We start from the raw sequence: 25,752 nt of genomic DNA on the forward strand, positions 1-25,752 counted from the left end.
GTAGCTTCTTCTGCCTTGATCCCCATGGAAATCGAAACGACCCATTGGTGCGAGCCTCATTTTTTTTTGCGACCGATGCGATTTTCCTATGCTCATAGCTCTGCAAGGGATGCTCGAAGGACAATTATCAAACTCTCCGAACTGCGAACCATTTCTGTAGTTCAAGTCTAATCGTTAGAAAGCACACCTTCACTACAGATTGACACGCAGAGCAGCGTGTGCAGCATCGAGCCATACTTATCAAGAGTTGCATTATGTCAGAAATCATTGATCCAATAAGCACAGCCGAGGAAGATCAGAACCTCACCGTAACTTTCTCTACGGCGGAGAAAATCAATTTCTCCTCCGCCCAAAACGGCGTTTCGATTCTTCGCAAGATTAAGTTGATCAATGGGACAGATGCGCCACTGAAGAACCTTTCTATTAAGATTGAGAGCACGCCTTCAGTCATCAAGCCGAAAACCTGGACGCTGGATCGGCTTGGCCCAGGCGAAGAACGGAAGCTGTCTGACCTCGAAACGCCCTTGAATGACGCGCTCCTATCCGGGCTGAACGAGGCAGAGTTTGGCCAATTGAAATTGACGGTATCTGCCGATGACACGGAACTCTTTCGCGAAGACCGTCGCATCGAAATGCTGGCTCGGGACGAATGGGGCGGCATCGGAGATATGGCCCATCTGCTGGCTGCTTATGTCTCGCCCAACGATGCGGTGGTGGCAGCCATCCTGAAGGAGGCCGGTCGTCTGCTGGAGCGCGGCGGACAAAGCGGCGCAATTGACGGCTACCAGTCGAAAGATCCAAGGCGTGTGTGGATGCTCGTGGGAGCAATCTGGTCTGCGACCACCGCGCTTGGATTGACCTATGCCTATCCTCCAGCGTCTTTTGAAACACGCGGTCAGAAGGTTCGCAGCCCTGCGCGCGTTAAATCTGAAGGGCTTGCAACCTGCTTGGACAGTTCCTTGTTGCTTGCTGCGTGCTTCGAAGCGGCTGGGTTGAACTCAGTGGTTCTATTTTCTGAGGGTCACGCTTGGGCAGGTGTTTGGCTAACCGAACGCGATTTCGGTCAGGTGACGGAACCTGATGTGATGACTGTGCGCAAGGCCATTGACGCCCGTGAATTTATCACCATGGAGACGACACTTCTAACAAAGCGACCAACTATCGGTTTGGAGCAGGCAGTCAGCGTAGGACGTGACCTGACGGCCGAACGCAATGAGCATACCTTCCAATTGACCGTTGATGTTCGGCGGGCCCGCGTCGCGCGCATCAGGCCGCTTGCCTCTCACAGCACCGAGACAAACCCAGAAGCTGAACAGATCGAAGCTGCGCCCCCAGCCTTGCCAAAGCCGCTGGCCTTCGATTTCCTGCCAGGTGATCTCGTAGATGAAGAGCCGAAGACGCCACAAGATCGGATTTCCCGTTGGCAACGTAAGCTGCTGGATCTGTCCCTGCGCAACCGCTTGCTGAATTTTCGCGATACCAAGCAAACTATCCCCTTTGTCTGTCCAGACGTTTCGAGTCTTGAAGACCAACTGGCCGACGGAAAGAAATTCAAAGCTCTTGCTCTCAAGGACGAAGACCCAGTCGGACAGCGTGACCTGCTAAACAAGGAAGAACCTAAGCTGCTCGAAGAAGTCGCGCGCGATGCCTTTGCCAAAGGACAACTGGCTGTCCCATTAACAGGAAAAGATACAAACAACCGCCTTCTCGGCCTTTTTCGCAAGGCCAAGAGCGACATGCAGGAAGGCGGGACTAATACATTGTTTCTCGCCGCAGGCTTCCTGCGCTGGAAAAAGACTGACACCGATACACGCAGCTACCGTGCACCATTATTGCTTATCCCCGTGAAGGTATCGCGTCGCTCTGCCCAATCCGAGTTCATCATCGAGCACCACGAGGATGATGTCCGCCTGAACGCGACTCTCCTCGAGTTTCTCAAGCGCGACTTCGACCTTCATATCCCAGAACTCGAGGGGGAGTTGCCGCGTGATGAGAGCGGCTACGACCTGCCGCTGATATTCGAAATCATGCGGCGCAAAGTGCGCGACGTCGCGGGGTTCGAGGTGGTGGAGGAGCTGGCTATGTCAACCTTCTCCTTTGCCAAGTTCCTGATGTGGAAAGACCTGGTAGAGCGGACGGATAGCCTGCGCAACAATGCATTGGTACAGCACCTCGTCGACAATCCAACCGAACCATTCCTTGCCGAAGGTGCGGCCGCACTTCCCTCAGCAGTTGATGTGGATCGACGGGTCGCACCACGAGATATGTTCACGCCGTTGCCTGCGGATTCTTCACAGTTGTCGGCCGTCCTTGCTGCACAGGACGGGCATAATTTTGTCCTCATCGGCCCTCCAGGAACCGGTAAAAGCCAGACTATCGCTAACATCATTTCGCAGTGTCTCGCTGTTGGAAAGACCGTTCTTTTCGTTGCCGAGAAGTCCGCGGCGCTGGACGTCGTACATCGTCGCTTGTCGGCGCATGGGCTTGGCGACGCGGTCTTGGAACTCCATTCCAACAAGGCAGACCGAAAGTCTGTGCTCAATCAACTGGGGCGTAGCTGGGATCGACAGGGCGAAGTTTCAGAGGCCGAATGGATCCGAGTGACTGATGACCTTTCGATCAAACGCACTCAGTTGAATGAGTACGTTGCGGCCCTTCATCGCAAGGGTACGCAGGGCTTCAGTGTCTATGAAGCGGTGGGCCATGCTGCGCGCGCGGAGGTTTCTTTTGAGCTGTCCTTTGACAACAAGGATGCCCACGATGCCGAGAGCTATGCGCATTTAAGTACCTTGGCCGAGGCGGTCGGGCGCTGTCACCAAATTGTTCAGGACCGCCCAGCTTTGCCACTGGTCGGTGCCGAAGAGTGGTCTTTCGGCTGGCAAACTGAGCTTTTGTCGCGCTCGGAGAACCTGCGAAAGGCCACTCGTGAGGTGGCAGAGCACGCGACCGCCTTAACTGCTTTGTGTGGGTTAACTGAAGATGCTCTGAACAAGGACCGGCTTGAAGAATTGGTGGCGCTTTCTGGATGGCCGGCCAACGGTTCCGATGTAAGCTGGGGCTTGGAGGCGGACCTGTCGAATGCGGTCCAGGAAAGTGAACGACTTGCCCCAATGTTGGACGCGTATCGCACCGCGTCCGAGGCACTATCGGCAAGTTATCCTTTGGATCGACTGAGCACGATGCCGCTCGACCAGATGGATGCTGACTGGCGGCGTGCCCAAACCAAGTTCTGGCCATTCACAACCTTCGCCAAATCCGCAGTGCGAAAGCTGCTGCAGACCTACGCTACAGGTGGCAAGGCTGATCCGAGTAACGACATTGCCGGTCTCGACGCCTTGCGGCGGATCAACGGCGACATCGAGACCATTGCATTGTCCAGCTGTCCCGCTTTCGAAAAGGCCGCAACCGACGCCACCCGTTTGGCCCAGTTGATCGGTGAGGCGCAGCAATTCAGAGCGGTGACCGACCCGCTGTCGTCAAAGGTCTCGGATCACTCACGATGGGCTCAAGTCAAACTCACACTGGCACGCCGCGAGACTGGCGACCTACGGACCGCCCTGGATGGCTTCAGTAGGCTTCATAAGCATTGGATCGCTCAGGCGGATGCCTTCCAGCAAGTAGCAGGCACCGACCCGACAACGCATTCATTTGATGACCTCACCCAGCTGCTTGATCAAACGTTGAAGAACCGCGAGGCGTTGGAGGACTGGACGCGTTGGATCAACGTCCGCAATCAAGCTTGCGGTGCAGGATTGACCTCTCTGGTCGAAACTGTTGAAGCCCGAACTTTGACTGGTGCCGTCGAAGAAGCTTTCACTACGGCCTACGCCCAGTGGTGGCTGCCGCAAGCCATGGACGCAGAAGCAGTGCTGCGGGGCTTTTCCCATTGGTCCCATGAGGACGCAATCAACAAGTTCCGCGCCCTCGACGATCGTGCTACTGAGATAGCAGCAGGGCAAGTCCTTCACCGCATCCGGCATGGTTTACCCGCTCGCGATGGCGTGGCTCGTAAATCCGAGCTGGGGACCCTGCGCCACCAGCTCGGCCTGCAACGCCCCAGTATGCCGATCCGATTCTTGGTTTCAGAAATGCCTGATACCTTCACCAAACTCGCACCATGTGTGCTGATGTCGCCGTTGTCTGTCGCGCAATACCTGCCTGCGGGGCAAGCTGCCTTTGACGTCGTAATCTTCGACGAAGCGTCTCAGATCACAACTTGGGACGCGATTGGCGCCATAGCACGAGGCCGGCAAGCCATTATCGTTGGCGACCCCAAGCAGCTGCCCCCCACCAACTTCTTTGGTCGCAACGATGACCCCGAAGAGGATCTGCCAGAAAGCGAAAAAGACCTCGCTTCGATTCTTGACGAGGTGTCGGCTGCGGGTATCCCGACCCAGCAACTTGACTGGCACTACAGGAGCAGGGATGAATCACTGATCGCATTCTCCAACTGGCATTACTATGGCGGGAGACTGGTGACCTTTCCGTCACCAGCCACGGAATCCCAAGCAGTAAAGCTGCACCAGATAAATGGCACTTATGCCCGTGGCATGGGACGCACTAACGAGGACGAGGCCCGAGCCATATCCCGTATGGTTGTGCGCCGGTTGACAGAATGGCTCATGTTGCCTGAAGAAGAGCGCCTCACGCTTGGCGTCATCACCTTTAACGGTGAGCAACAAGGGCTGATCCTCGACCTGCTGGATGAGGAGCGCCGCAAGAACCCCGAACTGGAATGGTTCTTTGAAGACGATCGCGAAGAACCCGTCATCGTTAAAAATCTGGAAAACATCCAAGGGGACGAACGCGACATCATGCTGTTCTCGATCACCTTCGGTCCGGATCACGCAGGTAAGCTTTCGATGGCATTTGGTGCTCTCAATAGCGATGGTGGGGAGAAGCGGCTGAACGTAGCTATTACCCGCGCCCGGCAGGAGTTGCACATCTTTGCCTCGGTTCGTGCGGATCAGATCGATTTGACCCGCACAAAGGCCCTTGGCGTAAAGCACCTTAAGGGTTTCCTGGACTTCGCGGCGCGTGGGCCAGTTGCACTTCCTTCGCAAGACGATGGTTCGCTCGGCCCTGTGGAGAACGTCTTTGAGGCGGCCATCAAAGCGGCCATCGAGGCGAAAGGTTGGGAACTACGACCGCAAATTGGGGTCTCCGGCTTCCGTATCGACTTGGGCGTCGTGCATCCTGATCATGCGGGCGTCTACCTTGCAGGGGTCGAATGCGATGGGGCGACCTATCACGGGTCTGCCACGGCCAGAGACCGGGATAAAGTACGACAAGCCGTTCTGGAAAACCTCGGCTGGACGATTTTGCGTATCTGGTCGACTGATTGGTTCAAGAACCCAAAGGCCGTTGTGGAGCGTATCCATGACACGCTTACGACCCATCTGGACGACGACCGGGCAAGGCGGGCGGAAGAAGATGCCACCCGAGTTACTTCATTTGGTGAGGAACTGCCGACCGACGACATCGAAACTGTCGAACAAAATAATGCAACTGAAACCGTGACAGCTCCGGTGAAACTGGAGCAAGTGCCTGATCCAATAACGGATCTACTTGAACCTCGCGAAGAGCCTCTTGTTGCAGACGTTAACCAGCCAGAACATGTTTCAATAGAAGCTGTCGCTACCGAAGAAGTCGGAGATCCAACCCCCGATCCGGAGCAATTCTACGATGTGGCCTACATCCCGCGCCTTGCACGTCTCATAGAGGATGTCGTCGAAAAGGAAGGGCCACTTCCAGTGACTCTCCTTTCCCGGCGCGTCGCTCAAAAACATGGATGGCAACGTACCGGGCGACGTATCGTTGAGCAGGTGCGCGCGGCCTTGGCGCGCATCGATGTCCACAATGCGGATGGCATCGATTTCGCATGGAGCAAGGGAAGTCACTCAAATCGTGTGCCGTTCCAGACTGACCTCAATCGCAATATCCGCGACATCTCGCGCGCAGAATTTGCCTGGCTTTATGATGCCAATGCAACGACGCTTGAACAAAGCGACGACCCCGCTCGCGATTTATCGCGTCTGGCAGGCTTGCAGCGTTTGACAGCCGACAGTCGAAGCTATCTTGAAGCCTGCCTCGAATGGCGGAAGGAATCTACTTCGAAGCCAGTCGCGGACGCTCCACAGGAAAATCGAGATTGCGATCCGTAGTTCTTCAGAGCGGAGGCATTCAAGAGGTACAGCCAATTGCAAGGTTATGCCGGACGCATGAGCGACAGAGACCTCCCACTGTCCCTTGCGGCGCTTAATGTGATCGCTGCTCCTGCGTAGTTACAGACAATTTTTCGGATTTGTCTGTAACTGAAACTGCGCGTCAAATGTCCGCCAAGCATAGTTTCTTGAAATACGACCTGATGGCTTGCATATGCGATATCTTCAGTATTTCGCCCGATATACCGGTATAGTGGGTAAAATAATGTCGCTATACCGACAAAAAAGGAAGCACAAAGCTCAGCCTCGATGCCGTCATACCTCAGGGCCAGCACCTACATTAGCACCAGATATGCGCGCAAAGTTATGCGCTCAAACGGCGCAAAGATATGTGCTCAATTTCATGGCTAAGTCATTGATATATGGTGATCGACGCGCAAAGATACGCGCGCCCCTACAAGGGGGGGAAGTAGGCAGGCGCAAAGACGCGCTTTCGCTCTGCTCAAATTCTTGAAACGGATATCCGCCGCGTAGCTCAGACAGCTACGCGGCGGATTTGTTTATATCAGGCTAATTACCCGATGATGCCATTCAGCGTCTCGGAGGGGCGCATCACGCGGGCAGTTTTGTTCGCGTCGGTGTGATAGTAACCACCAAGATCGACAGCAGCACCTTGGGCCGCCGCAAGCTCAGAGAGGATGTCGGCTTCCTTAGCGGCAAGCTCTTTGGCGATGGGGGCGAACTCTGCGGCGAGCCCTGCGTCATCACCCTGCGCGGCCACCGCTTCGGCCCAATAGCGCGCGAACCAATAGTGGCTGTCGCGGTTGTCGGGCTCACCCACCTTGCGCGAAGGGGAACGGCCGTGGTCGAGGATGCCCTGCGTCGCGGTCTCGACCGCTTTGCCCAACACGCGCGCCTTCTCGTTGCCGCGTGCGTCGGCGAGGAACATCAGGCTTTCACCAAGCGCGCAGAACTCGCCAAGGCTATCCCACCGCAGGTGATTTTCCTCAACCAACTGCTGCACGTGTTTGGGGGCCGAACCGCCCGCGCCGGTTTCAAACAAACCGCCGCCGTTCATCAGCTTCACGATCGACAGCATCTTGGCAGAGGTCGCCAATTCCAAGATTGGGAAGAGGTCGGTCAGGTAATCGCGCAGCACGTTGCCGGTGATGGCAATCGTGTTCTCGCCTTTGGTGATCGTCTCAAGCGAGGCGCGGGTGGCTTCGCGGGGGGCCATGATCTCGAACTTATCGGCCACGCCTTGGGCCTCAAGGATCGGCTTCACGTAGGAGATCAGTTCGGCGTCATGGGCGCGGCTTTCGTCCAGCCAGAAGATCGCCCGGCAGCCTTCGGCCTTTTGACGCGAGATGGCGAGGTTCACCCAATCCTCAATCGGTGCCTTGCGCGCGGAGGAAGAGCGCCAAATATCACCAGCGTCGACCTTGTGCTGGTGCAGCACAGTGCCATCGTCGAGGATCATCTTGACGGTGCCTGCCTCGGCCAGTTCAAACGTGGTGGGGTGAGAGCCGTATTCCTCGGCCTTTTGCGCCATCAGGCCGATGTTCTGCACCGTGCCTGCGGTTGCCGGATCAAGCTTGCCGTTCTCTTTGAAGAAGTTGATCGCCTCGTCGTAAACCGGCGCATAGGAGTTGTCGGGGATCACGCAGTTGGCGTCGTGTTCCTTGCCGTCCGGGCCCCAGCCTTTGCCGCCAGCGCGGATCAGCGCGGGCATCGAGGCGTCGATGATCACATCGGAGGACACATGCAGGTTGGTGATGCCCTTGTCGGAATCGACCATATACATCGGCGGACGGTCTTCCATGCAGGCGTCGATGTCGGCCATGATCTCCGTCTCGCCTTTCACGCGCTCCAGCAGGTCGCCAAGGCCGGAATTGGGGTTCACACCCAGTTCCTTGAGCTTTTGCCCATGCTTTTCAAACACCGGTGCAAGGTAGGCTTTGACCGCGTGGCCGAACAGGATCGGGTCAGAGACCTTCATCATCGTGGCCTTGAGGTGCAGCGAGAAGAGAATGCCGTCTTCTTTGGTTTTCTCGATCTGGGTGTTGAGGAAGTCCTTGAGTGCCGCGGCGCTCATGAAGGTCGCATCGACCACGGTGCCCGCAGGATACTCAAGCCCGTCTTTCAGAACCGTCTCACCATCCGCGGTTTCCAGCACGATCTTTGCGCCGCTCGCGGCATCGAGCGTGGCGGAAACTTCGTTGGAGAAGAAATCATTGCCGGACATCGACGATACATGCGTCTTGCTGTCCGACTGCCAGTCGCCCATGCGGTGCGGGTTGGACTGGGCAAAGCTTTTGACGGCCTTGGCCGCGCGGCGATCAGAGTTGCCTTCGCGCAGGACCGGGTTCACAGCCGACCCTTTGATGCCATCATATTTGGCGCGCACGGCCTTTTCTTCGTCCGTGCTGGGTTCTTCTGGGTAGTCGGGCAGCGCATAGCCTTGGGCCTGAAGCTCTTTGATCGCCGCGACCAACTGCGGCACGGAGGCAGAGATGTTCGGCAGCTTGATGACATTCGCTTCGGGCGTCTTTACCAGACGGCCCAGTTCCGCCAGATCGTCCGACTGGCGCTGCGCCTCGGTCAGATGCTCGGGGAAGGTCGCAAGGATACGGCCCGCAAGGCTGATGTCTTTCGTGCCGACGCTCACACCAGCGGCTTCGGCGAATTTCTTGATGATTGGCAACAGCGACGCAGAGGCCAGCTCCGGCGCTTCGTCAACTTTGGTGTAGATGATATCGGACATGATTGCTCCAAATTGCTGCATTTGGTGCCCTGATAGCGGAAGAGGCGGCGAAGGTCGACGGTATACCGCAGTATGCGGTAGGGTCGTTTCGGGAAAATATGCGGAACTAGCGGATTTCAGCCTTTCGGCATGCTTCGATGGAGCGCATCCCCCCGGGTCCCGCGCCTGAGTCTCAGCGGGTCACGCTGCGCGTTTGCAGAATCTGCATCCCGATGGCCATGGCCGGACCGATGCCGACCGCGAAAAGCAGCGTGCCAAGGCCCAGCGTCCCGCCCAAGGCCCAGCCAATCGCCACGACCGATAATTCGATGCTCATGCGGACAAGGGCGATGGGTTTGCCCGTCACCCGCTGCAGCCCCGTCATCAGCCCATCGCGCGGGCCGGGGCCGAGGTTGGCCACAAGATAGATCGCGCCGCCAAAGCCGGTCACAAAGACGCCGGTCAGCGCCAGCATTACATTGGCCAGATAGCTGTCAAACCGCGGCAGGATCGGCAACGCATATTCCAACACCAGTGCTACGATCACCGCGTTCAGAATGGTGCCGATGCCCGGCGTCTGGCGCAGCGGGATCCAAAGCAGCAGCACCGTGGCGCTGATAAGGAACGTGGCAAGCCCAAGGCTCCAACCCGTGATGTTGGTCACCCCTTCGGCAAAGACGGTCCAAGGGCTGACACCGACGCCTGCATTGACCAAAAGCGCCTCGCCCAAGCCGAACATGACCAGCCCGAGGATCAGAAACACCATCGAGGCAAAGGGCGGCTTAAGGGTGAACGCCTTGGGCGAACTCCAGCGCAATGTCGGGACAGAGGTGACAGACAGGAAACTCACGGGCGGCGCGACCTTTGGCGATGCATTCAGGATGCATCCTTGTTCCAGTTTACGCCAAACCCGGCAAGGTCAATCCACCGCCAACTCAGCGCCAGCGGGTGAAGCCGAAAGTCATGTAATCTTTTTGATAGGCATCCGCCGTCAGCGTCTCGATCTCATCGTCATAGATATCGGCCAGCGTGAAAGGACCGGGTTCCGCCGCCGCAGGCACGGCGGGGGTGGTCACATGGCCTTGGCCCGCGGCCAAAGCGGGCAGTTCACTGGCCAGATCCTCTTCGCGGATGATGCGATCCGGCAGGCAGAACTCTCCGAACCCCGCGATGGCTTGGGCCTGAGAGCACCATGCCGCATCCACCCGGATCGACGTCTGACCGGCCAAATTGCCTTTGAGAAATTTCAGAAAGGCGACAAAGGCGGTGCGATGCGCATCCCGGTCATAGCCAGCATCGGGGCCATCTTTCGGCAGCGGCATCTTGTAGCGGCGCATCAGCGTGTTGCGCAATTGGCGATAGCTGCCCTCGCCCGTGGTCAGGATGTGGCGGCAAAAAGCATCATGCGCCCGTCGGGCGGGATGGCGCAGCACGGTGAAGCCACGATGCCCCGGCGTTTTGCGCTTCCACTGACGCAGTTCTTTTTGCGACATCTTATCGCGCAGCGCCTCGCGCGGGACACCATCAAGGGCGGCCAGCCAATCCAACACCTGATCCTGCGGCCCGGATTTGATCGGCAGATAGATCAACCCGCTGGTCGCCGCCGCCACGTAGGAGGGCACATTCGGCCCGCGCCGCGGCTCGAAATTGGGGGTGCGGGTCAGATCGAAACGGTCCAACCGCGCCAGCGCCTCTAGCATCTCGTCATAGTTGCTGACCTTGGCCGAGATCGGGCTGGGGTTCTGCTTTTTAAGGTTTTTGTCCAGCGCCTCCAACTGATCATCCACACCGAGGTAGCGCGCAAGACCGTTCATCACCTCAACGCTTTGCAGGTCTTCGTATGCCACGTAAAACGCCGTTTGGCCCGAAGTCTGCAAGCGGTTCAGCAGCGTGATCTGAAAGCGCTGCAAGGCGTCCAGATGTGTGCTGAACTCATCGGCGTCAAAGACCGCCTGCGCCACCTTCTGCGCCTTCATATCGGTCAGTTTCCACTGCCCGGTCGCCTGCGCGATCTTCCAACTGACGTAGCTGTCGACCGGATTGCGGGTCAGCACGATTTTCGCGCAGCGGTGATCCTTGAGGATGGTCTCGAATACGCGCGGATCATGATCGTGGAAATAGCGAAAGCCGCCCAAGGCATCCTGTTGCCCCCGGATCGCCGCCAGCAACTTTTTAGGGTTTTCGTCCCGCGTGGCCTGATCGACCCCTAAGATCGGCTCGCTTTTGGGATAGCCCATGAAGAAAGGGTTAAAGGCCTCTCCATGACAGGCGATCCCCGCGAAAGCGTTTAGGTTCGCCTCCAGAAAATTTGACCCGGTCCGCATCTCGGCGAAGACCACGAAACTGTCGAATTTGTCGCGCATGGGTTATTTCACCAGATAGGGTTTGGGAGAGGGTTTGGCATCGGCACTGCCACCGCGGGCGACAGGGAAATCGCCGACAAGATAGGGGTGCATGCCTTGGTTCTTGAGGTTCTGCAGGAACTGGCCGAAACCGTTCAGATCAACCATGCGCGGCGCCTCTGACAGGCGGCGCAGGCGGGGGCGGCCGATCTCATCAAGGATCTCTTGCAGCGGCTCCATCGGCGCTTCGATGAAATCCGCCATCGTCCAGACCCGCACGCGCGCCTTGGTATAGGGCGAGTGCAGCATGTCCATATGCGTGCTTTCCGTCTTTTGCAGCTTGGCCGCCAGACGGCGTATATCGGCGAAATCGAGGTTCGAGCGGAACAGCGGCACCGCCCATGCGCCGGTGATGACCGAAATATGCGCGTTAGGGTCTTTGGCGACGCGCCAATTGATGTCTTGGTTGTCCATCGGGCCGAACTGAAAACACTGACGTTCGCCACGGGTGTTCCAGATCAGGTTGGTCAAAAACGCACTGGCATTGTGATCGCGCAGCACCGGATTGTCCGACAAGGCACCGTTCAGCGCGGCCTGCCCGTCGGCGAAATGAACCCGGTCGGGCGCAAAGAGATGCCCATGCACGCGCCCCCCGCTGGCACGGCTCAGCCAATGTTCGAAATCCTCAAAAATCTCGGCAAAGCCCTGAAACACAGAATAGGGCGCAGCGGTGACGCCATTCTCCCAATCCTCATTGGGAAAGCGGCTTTGCATATAGAGCCCCGCGCGCCCACGGGTCCGCCGCTCCACGGCCTTGGCAAAGATGCGGTCGATCTTGCCGGGGTTCGGTTCGGTCTTTTTCAGCGCACCGGCCGAATCCGTCAAAAACGCTTGATAGAGCCTGTCTGCATGGGGCCAAATCTTGCGTGCGACAAAGCAATCCGAACGGCGCAATAGCTGCAGGTGATCGTCGTAAAAGATATGCGGTTTGCCCTGAAAATCGAACTTCGACAGGGTCAGCGACCGGCTTTCGATCTTGCTGGAATAGAGCCGCGTTAGGGTCTGGAAATAGCTCTCATCCGGGATCCAGACGTGGCGAAAAAACTTGTCGTAGGTCGGTCTGTCGGGGTCTTGCAGGATCGCCGACAGGGTGCGCCGGGTCAGACACCACCATTGCGAGCCCATATGCGGCACGATCCCGCGCGGCATCCGACGCTTTAACCCCAGCAGGCGCTGCATCTCGACCGCGCGGTCAAACAGATAGCGGTTGCGCCGCCAAGAGAAGGGGAAACGCAGGGTAAACCGCTCTTCGTCCAGCCCGCCCACCGTCCAGGGCACATCCGCCGTGGTGGCGCTTTCGATGAAATCCGTCTGCGGGCGGTCCTCAAGATAGTCGATCAATTCCTGCACCGGGCGCAGCGGCAGGCAGGAACCCGAGGCCAGATAGACATGGCGCACCTTGGGAAAGCGCGACAGCATCAATTCCGCCGCCCCCTGAGAGGCCGCAACGATCCCCCAAGTGCCCCATTCGCAGCGTTTGCGGGGGCTGAAATGCACATCCTTCAGGTCAGAGAGTGCCGCCACGAAAGCATCATGCGCCCGCCGGGGCACGGCCTTGTCGATGTGGATCACCACCGGGCAGCCCGCTGCGGCCCAGTGGCGGGCGACCTGCTCGGCCCGGTCAAAGGCGTTGTGCACCAGCATGACGATCCCGACGCTCATGCCCAGTTCCCCTTGGACATCAGGCCGAGAATCTCAAGCTGCCGCCAATTGATGTAACGCTCCGACCATTTGCACCATAGCTGCGGGTCGTCCTTTAGCTGCGCGGCATAGGCTTTGTATTCCACCGAAGCCGCGTAATGCTCGCTGCGCTGCAACTCCTCCGCCGCCTTGGCGCCGAAGGTGTCGAGGAACTTGGCATGAAGCAGCACGCCCGAGGCTTTCTCTCCGCCCCATTCGTCATAGACCTGATTAAGCCCGCGCGGCAGCAGCATATGGGTTGAGCTGACATAGGCATAGCGCCGGTCCCATTTGACCAGCGGCACCTTGTTCAACGCCGGCGCCTTGGCGGGTTCATCGGGGAAGAACACCCGCGCCCGTGGCCCGCCCTGAATCCAGAGGTTTCCAAACCGCCGATTGCGCGAAATGGTGTAGTTGCCGCTGTCGAACCACGACGCAATCTCAATCGGATTTTGGCCCGCTTGGTATGGTTCTTCGTCAAGCCGCCCTTTGGGATACATATCCAGCAGCATCGCGGAAAAGCTTTTGATCGACGACGCATCAAGCCAATCGGTCAGCGCCCGCAGGGGCCGCGTGTCGCAAAAGGGATAGACCAGAAATTCATCGGGATCGACCGTCAGCGCCCAGTGGCCATGGGCGTATTTCATCTGCAGCCAGTTCAGCCAGTCGACGCCGAAGCGCGCGCGCTTGTAGCTGGCCTTGGCGCTCCAGACCGACACATCGGGTTGCTCGGCAAGATAGTCGAGCGAGCCATCCGTGCTGTCGTTATCGACGAAGAAGAAGTGTCCGACGCCCATCTCGCGGTAGTATTTCAGGAAATAGGGCAGCCGGATGCGTTCGTTGCGCTGCGTGCAGAACACAAGGATATCGTCGCGTTTGATCTGGGCGGTGCGGTTCGCCACGCGGGTCAACTCGCGCCGTTTGCGGAAGGCGCGGATGCGCCAGCGCTTGCGTTGCAGCCGCAATCGATATGACTGAATTAAGCCCAAACCGCCCCTTACCTATCGGATCTGACCGCTTCTCTACCGCGCTATCACGTCGACTTTAACACGGTCTTGAAGTGTTCGGCCCATGTTGGCGCGATAAAAGTCGTCGCGGGGCGCGGGTCTGGCACAGATGCGGCCCATTCTTCGATTGTTCTGATCCATGAATAGGGCTCGCTCAGGGCCGCGTAAACGGCTTTGTCGCCCAAGACCTCGTGCAAGACTGGTAAATCGTTGCATAAAACACGCGATCCAAGGCTCAGCGCCTCGGCGGGCGGCAGGCCGAACCCCTCTGCGTGGCTGGGAAAGAGCATCCCCGCCGCGCCCTGCACCAATGCGGCCAATCCGGCGTCGCTGAGGCTTGAGAACTCGCGCACAGAGCCGCCCGGAGGCAGCCGATCAAGACGGTCAAAGACCGCGCTGTTGTTCCACCCCCGAGCGCCGCAGATCAGTAGCAGCGGCGCGTTAGGGCCCATCTGCTGCCATAGGTCCAGCAAGAAACCATGGTTCTTGCGCGGCTCGATGGTGCCTACAACCACGAAATAGGGAAGCTCTGGCGGCAGGCCCGCAGGCAGTTCACCGCCATCGGGCGCGGGCATGTCGAGACCCAGATGCGCGACAACGGCAGGGGGAATCCGCCCCCGCATCTGCGCCTCGCTGCGCTGGCGCGTGTCTTGCGAGTTGTAGATCACCAGATCGGCCTGCGCAGACACCCGGTCAATCTTGGCCCGAAACGGCGCGACCGTGCCGAGACGCTGGTAGGCGGGATGGTCTAGCGGAATCACGTCATGGATAAGAACCGCAATCCGGCCCTGCGCCTTTTTTACGCCGCCCAGAACCCGGTCCGTCAAGTTGCTGTGGCCGACATTGAGATAGGCAAAGCCCGGTGGCAGATGCCGCGCGAGCAGTGACGGCAACCCGGCAGGCAGACAACGCCCCCTCGCCAAGCGCCTCAGGTCACTTTCCGCCTGTGTTAAAGCCACACTACGCCCCCGTGGCAAGCGCGACAGAAGGTCTGCCCGCCCCCAAGGGACGCGACCTTCAAGCCGATCATGAAAGCCCCGCATCCCGTCGCGGTCCAGCAAGACATAGCCCAAAGCCGTGCGCGCCACTCCAAAGAGCGGTGCGTCACCTGTCAGAAGATGTGAGAGATAGGCCAGTTCGACCCGATCAACCCCCGTCGCGCCCCGCCCGACCCGACGCAAACTGCGCGTCAGGTCCAAGAGTCGCGCGGCGGGTTCAGCCATCGTAGTGGCCGGTCTGGTGCCACTTCCAAGCGTCTGCAATCATCTTGTCCAAGGTCGAGCGCTTGGGCGCCCAACCCAACTCCTCTTCCGCGCGGGAAGAGCCTGACACAAGTTTGGTACAATCCCCCGGACGGCGCGCGCCGATCTCATGGGGCACCGTTTGATTGGTCACAGCGCGGCTATGGTCGAGCACTTCACGCACCGAAAAGCCACTGCCGGTGCCAAGGTTGAACACGCGGCTGCCCTTCCCGTCCTGAAGCCATTTCAGACCCAAAACATGGGCATCGACCAGATCGCAGATATGCACATAGTCCCGAATACAGGTGCCGTCGGGGGTGTCATAGTCATCCCCGAAAACAGTCAGCGCCGCGCGTTTTCCGGCAATCGCATCCAGCATCAGGGGGATCAGATGCGTCTCTGGCTGATGGAACTCGCCCACTTCGCCTTCGGGGTCCGCCCCGGCCACGTTGAAATAGCGAAAGATCACATGCTGCAGCCCATAGGCCGCCTCAAAGTCGCGCAGGATGTCTTCGATCGCGCGTTTCGATGCGCCGTAGGCGTTGATCGGATATTGCGCACTGTTCTCATCCAGCACGACGTTATCCTGATCGCCATAGGTCGCACAGGTCGACGAAAAGACGAAGCCTTTGCAGCCTGCGGCGACTGCCGCCTCGATCAGCGTGAGAGACCCGTTGACGTTGTTGCGCCAGTAAAGCCCCGGCTCCGCCATGCTCTCCCCCACTTGGCTGAGGGCGGCGAAATGCATCACCGCAATGGGCTGATGTTTCGCAAAGACCTCATCCAGCCGCGCGCGGTCCAGCAGATCGCCTTGCTCAAAGGGGCCGAATTTCACGGCATCGCGCCAGCCTGTCACCAGATTATCGAATGTGACGGGGATAAAGCCCGCCGCTTTCAATGCCTTACAAGCGTGCGAGCCGATATAGCCCGCTCCGCCCGTTACCAATACCTTTTCCATTTTGCGTTTTCCCGACCTTACTGCGCGGCCCGGTCGATTTGGGAAATACTTTGCAGATAGGCCGAAAGATCGTCGCGCAATTCCTCACGGGCGAGACCAAAGGCCACGGTCGCTTGAAGAAAGCCCGCCTTGGAGCCGCAATCGAACCGCTGCCCGCGGAACCGGAAACCATAGACATCACGGCCTTGCTCGATCTCTTGGGCGATTGCATCGGTCAGCTGAATCTCACCACCCGAGCCGGATTTCAGTTTGTTGAGGTTCTTCAAAACGTTCGGCGAGAGGATATAACGCCCGATCACCGCAAGGTTCGACGGCGCTTCGTCGACGGCGGGTTTCTCTACCATCGCTTTGACCTTCACCATATCGCCGCGCTCTTCGCTGGTGTCGAGAATGCCGTAGGAAGACGCGCGGGATGGCTCGACCTCCATCGCGGCGACCATGCTGCCGCCGGTTTCCTCATAGGCTTCGACCATCTGCTTGAGGCAGGGCTTTTCCGCCGCGATCACGTCATCAGGCAGCATGACAGCAAAAGGTTCATTGCCGATCAAACGGCGGGCGCACCAGACCGCATGGCCAAGCCCAAGCGCCTTATGCTGGCGGATGTAAGCAATCGCACCGCTGTCCATATTGGTGCTTTGAAGCGTCTCAAGAAGCTCTGTCTTGCCCTTTTTACGCAACTCCTGCTCAAGCTGCGGGGCGTGGTCAAAATAATCCTCCAACGCGCCTTTGCCGCGCGAGGTCACGAAGATGAACTCTTTGATCCCGGCCGCCCGCGCCTCATCGATTGCGTATTGAACCAAGGGGCGGTCAACGAGGGTCATAATCTCTTTGGGCACCGATTTGGTGGCGGGCAGAAAGCGTGTCCCCATACCTGCGACAGGGAAAACCGCCTTTGTTACCTTCTTGCGCATGTTAATCCTTACAACTTATTCGAAAAATACAGAACGCCACGGTAAATCCACCTGCGTCTTTTTAACGGCTACGATCATCGCTGAAACCGCGCTGTTTGGCAACTCGCTTAACTTCTCTTTTCAGCCGATCACACCGCCGCCTTAAGCGAAAAACCGCGTCATCCCGGGCGGATTTTCCGAATATTCCACCTGTTTGCAGCCAAATAGCGTGGGTCGGATCAAAGGCAACGCGATGGTAGAGCGCCGTTGGCGAAAGGCTGATCAGGGTAACGATCTCTCCGGCTTGCGCCTGTTTTGCAGCTTTTGCCCGGTCTCGTGCCAGTTTTATAGGCCGGGTGAAGATCGCCACGCTGCGCCGCGGGCGGGCGGGAAAGGGGCAAAAGGGGCTGTTGGTTGTGCGCGGTACGGTGGTGCTGACGATGGGGCGCTTTAGCCCCTCGGCGTGGCCTTCATCCAGTCTGCGCAGCAGACGGGGAACATCGCTTGGCTCTAACCCACCGCTTATCAGATGGCGCAGCAACCGGCGGCGCTCTGCCGCGCGAAGGTGCGCCCATTGCGCGGCACGGTCCTGCGGGGCCAGATGTTTGCGATGGAACACGGCCCAGCTTGCCCCGATATCGAAAAGATCACGCGGCACGCGGTTGGCGCTGCGCATCGCATTGGCGGCGAAACCGTGATGGACCTCGGCCAGCGGCACGATTGCGGTGGCATGGCCTGCCCGCGCCAGTCGCATGTTCAGGTCGGTTTCATCGAGATAGTAATGAAAGGCCGGGTCAAAACCGCCCACCTCCACCAAGACATCGCGCCGAAAGGCCATATTGGTGCCTTCGGTTTTGATTGCCCCCCCGGGCGGAGGGTGCAGAATGCTGGGCGTTTCGGGGTCTACATCAAGGTTTTCCGGCTCTCCCAAAGCGTTCAGTTGGCGCGCGCGGTATTGGAACGAGATGCCGTTTCGCCCCCGGACGAAACCGGTCATCGCCGCGACGCCGGGCCGTTGCGCAGGTTCCAGCAGGTGGCGCAGCCACAGCGGCTCTGGCACGGCATCATCATCGATAAAGGCCACGATCTCTCCCGCGGCCTCGGCGATCCCAAGGTTGCGCGCGGCAGAGATGTTCGGCCTGTCATAAGTGACCAGCTTTAGGGCCTCGGCAAAGACCATGTCGCGGGCCACGGTGATCCCTGCGGGATCGGCCACGACGATGACTTCGAAAGGGGCGTATTGAAGTAGCTCCACCCCCGTCAGACAACGCCGCAATGCCTCGGGCCGGTCCCGGCTGACGATCACGACGCTGACAGGCACGCCGCTTTTTAGCGTGGCACTGACGGGGGTGGTGGTCATTCCAGACCCATTTTCGCCATCATGGCTTCGAGCTTCGGCACGTCCTCGGGGTTGTTCAATTCCCAGAACTCGCGGCCTTTGGCCTCAACCTCGGCGCAGAGCACCGGACGGCCATTCTCAAGGAAACGGAGCTGTTCCAGCCCCTCCAACTGCTCCAAGGGGCCGACAGGCCAGCTGGGGTAGCGCGCCAGCGCGTCGGGGCGGTAGGCATAGACACCGACATGATGGAAAACCGGGGTCATATCAGTCTCTGCGTAGGGCTTTCCGGTATAGGGAACGACCTCTTTCGAGAAATAGAGCGCCTGATTATCGGCCCCGAAAACCGCCGTCGTGCCCCCGACGCGGCCCGCCTTACGGTCGCCCAGAAGACTGTTCAGCGTGGCACCGTCGCAACGCAGCACCGGGGTAGCGATCTCGGCATCGGGATTGTCTTTCAACCCCTGCACCAGCCCTTCGACGAACCAATGCGGCGTTAGCGGTGCGTCGCCTTGCAGGTTGACCACGATGTCATAGCCCCCGCCCAGCGCGGCATGAGCTTCGGCGCAGCGTTCGGTGCCGTTGGCACAGGCTTCCGAAGTCATCACGACCTCGGCGCCGAAACCTTCTGCGGCCTCGCGAATGCGGTCGTCGTCGGTGGCCACCACCACACGATCGACGCCCGAAACCGCGCTGGCGGCCCGCCAACTGCGCTCGATCAGGGACTGTTTTTGCCCCGTAGCCCCGGTGAGGGCCACAAGCGGTTTGCCGGGATAGCGGGTGGAGGCATAGCGGGCGGGGATGACGATCAGAACAGACATCAGCCCGCCTTCAGCTCAACACCCGGTGCATGGGCGATGAAGAAGGGGTTGGCGAAATCTTCCTTGCCGTAGGCCAGCGGAGTGAGGTCATCGAAACGCACCACTGCGCCGCCTGCCCCGTTCAGCACCGCATGGCCTGCGGCGGTGTCCCATTCCATCGTGCGGCCCAAACGCGGGTAGAGATCGGCCTCTCCGGTCGCGACCAGACAGAACTTCAGCGACGACCCTGCCGAGGTCATGTCCCGCACGCCGTATTTGCCGATGTAATCGTCAGTCGCCTGATCGCGGTGTGATTTGGAGGCGACGACCATCAGGGCCGTGTTGTCTGGATTAGAGACTGAAATCGCCTTGGTTTCGCCAAGCTGCCCTTTGGCAAATGCGCCCGTCTCCTCGACCGATTGACCGTCGGCTTGGGTAAAGAACATCCGGGATTTGGCAGGGGCATAGACCACGCCGCGCGTCGGCACGCCGCCTTCGACCAGCGCGATGTTCACCGTGAAATCCCCGCGGCGGTGGACGAATTCCTTGGTGCCATCAAGCGGGTCAACGATGAGAAATGTATCGCCCTTGGCGGTATGGGTTGCGGCCTGTTCTTCAGTGACCAGCATGACATCGGGAAAGGCAGCGCGGAGCCCTTCGGAAATGATCGCATCGGCGGCTTCGTCGGCGGCGGTGACGGGGCTGTCGTCGGATTTCGATTTCACCTCGAAATCATCCTGACCATAGATCTCCATGATCTTATCCCCGGCTTCCAATGCCAGCCGCCGCATTTCTGCGACCAATTTCTCGTAATCCATTTTGCCTCCGGCCCTGCGGGCTGTCGTTGCTTCAATTAACCGTTTCCCTTATGCTGTGCAGCTAACGGAACAGCAAGAATTCCGTGCCACGTTAGGGCTTCGTCAAGGACACGCGCATGTTCCAATCCTCCAGAAAGCCGAAATCCGGCTTCGGCTCGGCTCTCTCCATTGCAGAGTTGGTTTACCATTCCGTGGTGCGCAACGTGCGCAAACAGCACAACAACGCCTTCATCGCCATCGCGATGAACATGCTGCAAACGGTGATGTTCGTGCTGGCCTTCTATGTGATGTTCTCGATCCTCGGGATGCGCGGGTCAGCCGTACGCGGTGATTTTCTTGTCTATCTGATGTCTGGCATCTTTCTCTACCTCACCCATGTGAAGGCATTGGGCGCGGTCGCCGGGTCAGAGGGGCCGGCAAGCCCGATGATGCAGCACGCCCCGATGAATACGATCATCGCCATCGCTTCGGCGGCGGTCGGGTCGCTCTATATTCAGGTGCTGTCGCTCTTTGTGATCTTGTTTATTTACCATGTGGCGGTGACCCCGATCTCCATCGATCAGCCCTTTGCCGCTTTCGGGATGATGCTCACCGCGTGGTTTACCGGCTGTGCGCTTGGGCTGGTGATGCTGGCGATCAAGCCGTGGTTTCCGTCCTTCGTGACGATTTTTTCGACCGTCTATCAACGTGCCAATATGATCGCCTCGGGCAAGATGTTCCTCGCCAACTCTCTGCCCGGCTATATGCTGGCGATGTTTGATTGGAACCCACTGTTTCACAGCATCGATCAGGCGCGCGGCTTTGCCTTCATCAATTACAACCCGCGCTACAGCAGTTGGGAATACCCGCTCTGGGTTGGTCTGGTGCTTTTGATGATCGGGCTGATGGGCGAATTCTATACCCGCCGCCATGCGTCGATCAGTTGGAATGCCCGGCGGTGAGACTGCTGGCGATCCTTCTCTGCCTCTGGACGCTGCCTGTTTGGGCGACGCAGGAGGCATGGCCCGCCCTGCATGACGTCAGCGGTGTCGCGGCGCATGACGTGTTGAACATTCGCCAAGCCCCGAGCGCCAGCGCCCCGATCATCGGCAGTTTTGAGCCTGATGCGCAGAACATCGAAGTGATCCGCCCCGACGACCATCACGGCTGGGGCTTGATCAATACGGGCGAAGGGGGCGGCTGGGTCTCTCTGCGTTTCCTCACCCGGCAACCGGGCCAATGGGCCGGTGCGATGCCACCCGTGGCCCATTGCGGCGGGACGGAGCCGTTTTGGTTTTTTGAGGTGACCGGCGAGACGCTGAGCTATGATGCCATGGCGGGCGGCGCACGCGATTACCGCATCACGCAGTCTGGCCCGGCGCAGGGGCGGCGCGACAGTTTTCACATGATCGCCGAGGGGCCGCAGGGCGCGGCCATTGCCGCGCTTACGGCGCGTGCCTGTAGCGATGGCATGTCTGACCGCGCCTATGGGCTTGCGGTCGACCTTCTTTTGCATGGAAATGATGGCTGGCAACACCAAACGGGATGCTGTTCGCTCAGCCGCTGAAACGACGGACTTTTCAAAAAAGTCCGTCGCCGTTTTCTTCAAAAGAAAACGTCACTCCACCACACGAAGCGTCAAATTGATCCGCCCTCCTTTGGGCAGCAGGGTCGAGGTGCCGGGCTTGATCCGGTCCACCCCGTGGTAGGTCAACCGTGCCTCTCCGCCCATCACCACCACATCGCCTGACTGCAGCCAGATCGATTCCGTCTTGCCGCCTCGGGTCAGGTTGCCGATCCGAAACAACCCGTCATCCCCCAAAGAGACCGAGACCACGGGCCACTGAAAGTCCGCCTCATCCCGGTCCTGATGCAGCCCCATGCGCGCATCGGCATCGTAGTAATTGATCAAGCAGCATTCGGGACGACGCTCTAACCCCGTCAACTTGTCCCAGATCGCCAGAATCGGTGCGGGGATCTCGGGCCATGGCTGGCCATCGGGATGTTCGGTGACGTAACGATAGCCGCGCCGGTCCGAGAACCAACCATAGCGCCCCGCGGCGCTCATCCGGACCGACATGCGCCCGCCGCGCGGCACTTCGGGGCGAAAGAATGGCGCCTCGCGCACCACACCGCGCACCGCGTCCAGCACCTCCTGCTGGGCCGCCCTTCCCAGAAATTCTTTGTGGATATCGAAGCCCCGCAGGCGCAAAGCAGTCATTTTTCTTTCTTCCTCACTCGTTTGGCAAAAACATCACGGAATCGCGACCATCCTGACCAGCCAATGGTTGCAGGGTGCAAATACCCTCCCTATATACGCTCCGAACCGTCGAAGGCACGTGGTCTTCGATGTCAACAGATCGGGGCAGGATGCCGAAACGGGTCCGCGCCTCGTGTCATCGCCTTAGATTCAAAGAGGGATCGAAACATGTCCAAAGTAATCGGTATTGACCTTGGCACCACCAACAGCTGCATCGCCATCATGGATGGCAGCCAGCCGCGCGTAATCGAAAACGCCGAAGGCGCGCGCACAACGCCGTCGATCGTCGCCTTCACCGACGATGAGCGCCTTGTCGGCCAGCCGGCGAAACGCCAGGCGGTCACCAACCCAGAAAACACTGTCTTTGGCGTTAAGCGCCTGATCGGCCGCCGCAACGACGATGCGGATCTGGCCAAAGACAAAAAGAACATGCCGTTCAACGTCATTGATGGCGGCAACGGCGACGCATGGGTCGAAGCCCGTGGTGAGAAATACTCCCCAAGCCAAATCTCAGCCTTCATCCTTGGTAAGATGAAAGAAACCGCAGAAAGCTATCTGGGTGAGGAAGTCACGCAGGCCGTTATCACCGTGCCCGCATACTTCAACGACGCCCAGCGTCAGGCCACCAAAGACGCCGGCAAGATCGCCGGTCTCGAAGTGCTGCGGATCATCAACGAGCCGACAGCTGCCGCGCTGGCCTACGGTCTCGACAAAGAGAACACGCAAACCATCGCGGTCTATGACCTTGGCGGCGGTACATTCGACGTGACCATCCTTGAGATCGACGACGGCCTCTTCGAAGTGAAATCCACCAACGGCGACACGTTCCTCGGCGGTGAAGACTTTGACATGCGCATCGTCAACTACCTTGCGGATGAGTTCAAAAAGGCCAACGGCGTCGACCTGACGCAAGACAAGATGGCCCTGCAGCGTCTGAAAGAAGCTGCCGAGAAAGCGAAGATCGAACTGTCTTCCTCCAGCCAGACCGAGATCAACCAGCCCTTCATCTCGATGGGCAAAGACGGCTCGCCGCTGCACATGGTGATGAAGCTGACCCGCGCCAAGCTGGAAAGCCTTGTGGGTGACCTGATCAAAGCGTCGATGAAGCCCTGCGCCGCCGCGCTGAAGGATGCCGGTCTCTCGGCTTCCGACATCGACGAAGTCGTGCTGGTCGGTGGTATGACCCGGATGCCGAAAGTCGCAGAAGAAGTGACCAAGTTCTTCGGTAAAGAGCCGCACAAGGGTGTGAACCCTGACGAAGTTGTGGCCCTTGGTGCCGCCATTCAGGCCGGTGTTCTGCAAGGCGACGTCAAAGACGTGGTTCTGCTGGACGTGACACCGCTGTCCTTGGGCATTGAGACCCTTGGTGGTGTCTTCACCCGCCTGATCGACCGTAACACCACGATCCCTACGAAAAAGTCTCAGGTCTTCTCGACCGCCGAAGACAACCAGAACGCTGTGACCATTCGGGTTTTCCAAGGTGAGCGTGAGATGGCTGCCGACAACAAGATGCTCGGTGCCTTCAACCTTGAGAACATCCCGCCTGCCCCACGCGGCATGCCGCAGATCGAAGTGACCTTTGACATCGACGCCAACGGCATCGTGTCGGTTGGCGCGCTCGACAAAGGCACCGGCAAAGAGCAGAAGATCACGATCCAAGCCTCGGGTGGTCTGTCGGATGCGGATATCGACAAGATGGTGAAAGACGCCGAAGAAAATGCCGAGGCGGACAAATCCCGCCGCGAGCTGATCGAAGCGAAAAACCAAGCGGAATCGCTGATCCACTCGACCGAGAAGTCGCTGGAAGAGCATTCCGACAAGGTTGACCCGACCACCGTCGAAGCGATCGAACTGGCCATTGCCGCGTTGAAAGACGAACTGGAAACCGACAACGCCGACAAGATCAAATCCGGCATCCAGAACGTCACTGAATCGGCCATGAAACTGGGCGAAGCTATCTATAAGAACGCTCAGGAAGAAGGCAACGACGATACGGCGCAGCCTTCGGATGCTCAGCAATCGCAGGGTGGCGACGACGACATCCTCGACGCCGAGTTCGAAGATCTGGACGACGACAAGCGCGCGTAAGCGTGAAACGGAACCTGTGAAAGGGCCGGTCCGTCAGACGGGCCGGCCCATCACGTTCCAGCGCAGGAGCATGATAACCCATGGCAAAACGTGACTACTACGAGGTGCTTGGCGTTGCCAAAGGGGCCTCTGCCGACGAGATCAAGAAGGCCTACCGCAGCAAGGTCAAAGACCTTCACCCCGACCGCAACAAAGACAATCCAAACGCCGAAGCCCAGTTCAAAGAAGTGGGCGAAGCGTATGACGTGCTGAAAAGCGACGACAAGAAAGCGGCCTATGATCGCTACGGCCACGCCGCCTTTGAAGGTGGCATGGGCGGCGGGCGCCCCGGCGGCGGCATGGGCGGCGGTCAGGGCGATTTCTCTTCGGCCTTTTCCGACGTCTTTGACGATCTTTTCGGTGACTTCATGGGCCAACGTGGGGGTGGCGGCGGACGCCGTGCCGCACGCGGTGCCGACTTGCGCTACAACCTGCGCATCTCGCTCGAAGATGCCTTCTCGGGCATGCAAAAGTCGATCACCGTTCCGGCCTCTGTCCAGTGCGACTCCTGTGATGGCAGCGGTGCCGAGGGCGGCGCAGAGCCGACAACTTGCCCCACCTGTTCGGGCATGGGTAAAGTTCGCGCGCAGCAGGGTTTCTTCACTGTTGAGCGTACTTGCCCCACCTGCTCTGGCATGGGTCAGATCGTCAAGAACCCCTGCAAGAAATGCCGTGGCGCGGGCCGTGTTGAGAAAGAGCGCACGCTCTCGGTCAACATCCCCGCAGGCGTCGAAACCGGCACCCGCATCCGGCTGGCCGGTGAGGGCGAAGCGGGCATGCGCGGGGGGCCGTCGGGTGATCTCTATATCTTTATCGAGGTGGCCGAACATGAGCTCTTTGAGCGTGACGGGCCGAACCTTTTCTGCCGCGTTCCCGTGTCGATGAGCACGGCCGCCTTGGGTGGCAATATCGAAGTGCCCACCATCGACGGGGGTCGTGGCCGCGTGCAGATCCCTGCAGGCAGCCAATCGGGTCGCCAGATGCGTCTGCGTGGCAAGGGCATGCCCCCGCTGCGAGGCGGTGGCGTCGGTGACATGATCATCGAACTGGCGGTGGAAACCCCGGTGAACCTGACCAACAGACAGAAAGAACTGCTGCGGGAGTTTGAGGGCGAAGCCCAGAACAACAACCCGGAAAGCAGCAATTTCTTCTCTTCCGTCAAATCCTTCTGGGATTCGATGAAGGGTTAAATTTGGCCGGGTGAGGCGTATCGCGCGCCTCACCCGCACCCCTAGGTGCACAAGGTAAATAGGACGTCAAAACCCTGTTAACCGAATCCTAACCACCTTCGCGCAAGACTCTGGTCATGACCCGTGCCCCGAGAACCTTGGCTGATCAGCCCCTTCC

The 25,752-nt window shown here is 59.0% G+C and carries 17 protein-coding genes; 5 read left to right on the top strand and 12 right to left on the bottom strand.

Translation table 11 applies throughout. From position 1 onward, the window contains the following. The first annotated feature begins 254 nt into the window (after positions 1–254). Positions 255–6,164 carry a DUF3320 domain-containing protein gene (locus B5M07_RS00150; RefSeq protein WP_120349750.1) on the top strand — a complete coding sequence of 1,970 codons (5,910 nt, stop codon included), beginning with the start codon at positions 255–257 and terminating at the stop codon, positions 6,162–6,164. A gap of 574 nt (positions 6,165–6,738) precedes the next feature. On the opposite strand, the gene B5M07_RS00155 is transcribed toward B5M07_RS00150, so the two are convergent. The 11 genes from B5M07_RS00155 to cysQ form a co-directional block, all read right to left on the bottom strand. Next, complete coding sequence (locus B5M07_RS00155) at positions 6,739–8,928, bottom strand: NADP-dependent isocitrate dehydrogenase (RefSeq protein ID WP_120352102.1); 2,190 nt, start codon at positions 8,926–8,928, stop codon at positions 6,739–6,741. A gap of 172 nt (positions 8,929–9,100) precedes the next feature. Then, entirely contained in the window at positions 9,101–9,757 is a 657-nt protein-coding gene (gene yczE, locus B5M07_RS00160) for a membrane protein YczE (protein WP_120349751.1), read from the bottom strand. 85 nt (positions 9,758–9,842) lie between these two features. After that, the gene (locus B5M07_RS00165) at positions 9,843–11,270 is read right to left on the bottom strand and encodes a nodulation protein NodH (RefSeq protein ID WP_120349752.1); all 1,428 of its coding nucleotides are present in this window, start codon (positions 11,268–11,270) and stop codon (positions 9,843–9,845) included. Positions 11,271–11,273: 3 nt separating this feature from the next. Continuing rightward, on the bottom strand, positions 11,274–12,971 hold the full coding sequence (locus B5M07_RS00170; RefSeq protein ID WP_120349753.1) for a DUF5927 domain-containing protein: 1,698 nt from the start codon (positions 12,969–12,971) through the stop codon (positions 11,274–11,276). Next, positions 12,968–13,954: a glycosyltransferase family 2 protein gene (locus B5M07_RS00175; RefSeq protein ID WP_205570885.1), complete on the bottom strand. Its 987-nt coding sequence runs from the start codon at positions 13,952–13,954 to the stop codon at positions 12,968–12,970. The genes B5M07_RS00170 and B5M07_RS00175 overlap by 4 nt, the downstream gene beginning before the upstream one ends. A 68-nt stretch (positions 13,955–14,022) precedes the next feature. Next, positions 14,023–15,219, bottom strand: a complete 1,197-nt coding sequence (locus B5M07_RS00180) for a glycosyltransferase family 4 protein (RefSeq protein ID WP_120349755.1) — start codon at positions 15,217–15,219, stop codon at positions 14,023–14,025. Further along, positions 15,212–16,195 (bottom strand): UDP-glucose 4-epimerase GalE, encoded by a 984-nt coding sequence (gene galE, locus B5M07_RS00185; RefSeq protein WP_120349756.1) that lies wholly within the window; start codon positions 16,193–16,195, stop codon positions 15,212–15,214. Before galE ends, B5M07_RS00180 begins: the two co-directional genes overlap by 8 nt. Before the next feature lie 17 nt (positions 16,196–16,212). After that, complete coding sequence (galU, locus tag B5M07_RS00190; protein ID WP_067916371.1) at positions 16,213–17,106, bottom strand: UTP--glucose-1-phosphate uridylyltransferase GalU; 894 nt, start codon at positions 17,104–17,106, stop codon at positions 16,213–16,215. A gap of 61 nt (positions 17,107–17,167) precedes the next feature. Continuing rightward, the gene (locus tag B5M07_RS00195; RefSeq protein WP_120349757.1) at positions 17,168–18,445 is read right to left on the bottom strand and encodes a glycosyltransferase family 2 protein; all 1,278 of its coding nucleotides are present in this window, start codon (positions 18,443–18,445) and stop codon (positions 17,168–17,170) included. After that, a complete protein-coding gene (locus B5M07_RS00200; protein ID WP_120349758.1) occupies positions 18,442–19,242 on the bottom strand; it encodes a 3-deoxy-manno-octulosonate cytidylyltransferase in 801 nt (266 codons plus the stop codon). The genes B5M07_RS00195 and B5M07_RS00200 overlap by 4 nt, the downstream gene beginning before the upstream one ends. Next, positions 19,242–20,039: a 3'(2'),5'-bisphosphate nucleotidase CysQ gene (gene cysQ / locus B5M07_RS00205; protein ID WP_120349759.1), complete on the bottom strand. Its 798-nt coding sequence runs from the start codon at positions 20,037–20,039 to the stop codon at positions 19,242–19,244. The genes B5M07_RS00200 and cysQ overlap by 1 nt, the downstream gene beginning before the upstream one ends. A 116-nt stretch (positions 20,040–20,155) precedes the next feature. Here cysQ and B5M07_RS00210 point away from each other — a divergent pair, with 116 nt between their 5' ends. After that, positions 20,156–20,980 carry an ABC transporter permease gene (locus B5M07_RS00210; protein ID WP_120349760.1) on the top strand — a complete coding sequence of 275 codons (825 nt, stop codon included), beginning with the start codon at positions 20,156–20,158 and terminating at the stop codon, positions 20,978–20,980. Next, complete coding sequence (locus B5M07_RS00215) at positions 20,977–21,585, top strand: SH3 domain-containing protein (protein WP_120349761.1); 609 nt, start codon at positions 20,977–20,979, stop codon at positions 21,583–21,585. Before B5M07_RS00210 ends, B5M07_RS00215 begins: the two co-directional genes overlap by 4 nt. A 51-nt stretch (positions 21,586–21,636) precedes the next feature. Here B5M07_RS00215 and B5M07_RS00220 read toward each other — a convergent pair whose 3' ends face one another. Continuing rightward, positions 21,637–22,239, bottom strand: coding sequence for an alpha-ketoglutarate-dependent dioxygenase AlkB family protein (locus B5M07_RS00220; RefSeq protein ID WP_120349762.1), 603 nt, complete (start codon positions 22,237–22,239; stop codon positions 21,637–21,639). 207 nt (positions 22,240–22,446) lie between these two features. Here B5M07_RS00220 and dnaK point away from each other — a divergent pair, with 207 nt between their 5' ends. Both dnaK and dnaJ read left to right on the top strand, forming a co-directional pair. Then, positions 22,447–24,366 carry a molecular chaperone DnaK gene (dnaK, locus tag B5M07_RS00225; protein ID WP_067939593.1) on the top strand — a complete coding sequence of 640 codons (1,920 nt, stop codon included), beginning with the start codon at positions 22,447–22,449 and terminating at the stop codon, positions 24,364–24,366. A gap of 80 nt (positions 24,367–24,446) precedes the next feature. Continuing rightward, the gene (gene dnaJ, locus B5M07_RS00230) at positions 24,447–25,595 is read left to right on the top strand and encodes a molecular chaperone DnaJ (protein ID WP_120349763.1); all 1,149 of its coding nucleotides are present in this window, start codon (positions 24,447–24,449) and stop codon (positions 25,593–25,595) included. Positions 25,596–25,752: the final 157 nt, after the last annotated feature.

This window comes from Sulfitobacter sp. D7 (genome assembly GCF_003611275.1).
Classification (GTDB): Bacteria; Pseudomonadota; Alphaproteobacteria; order Rhodobacterales; family Rhodobacteraceae; genus Sulfitobacter; species Sulfitobacter profundi.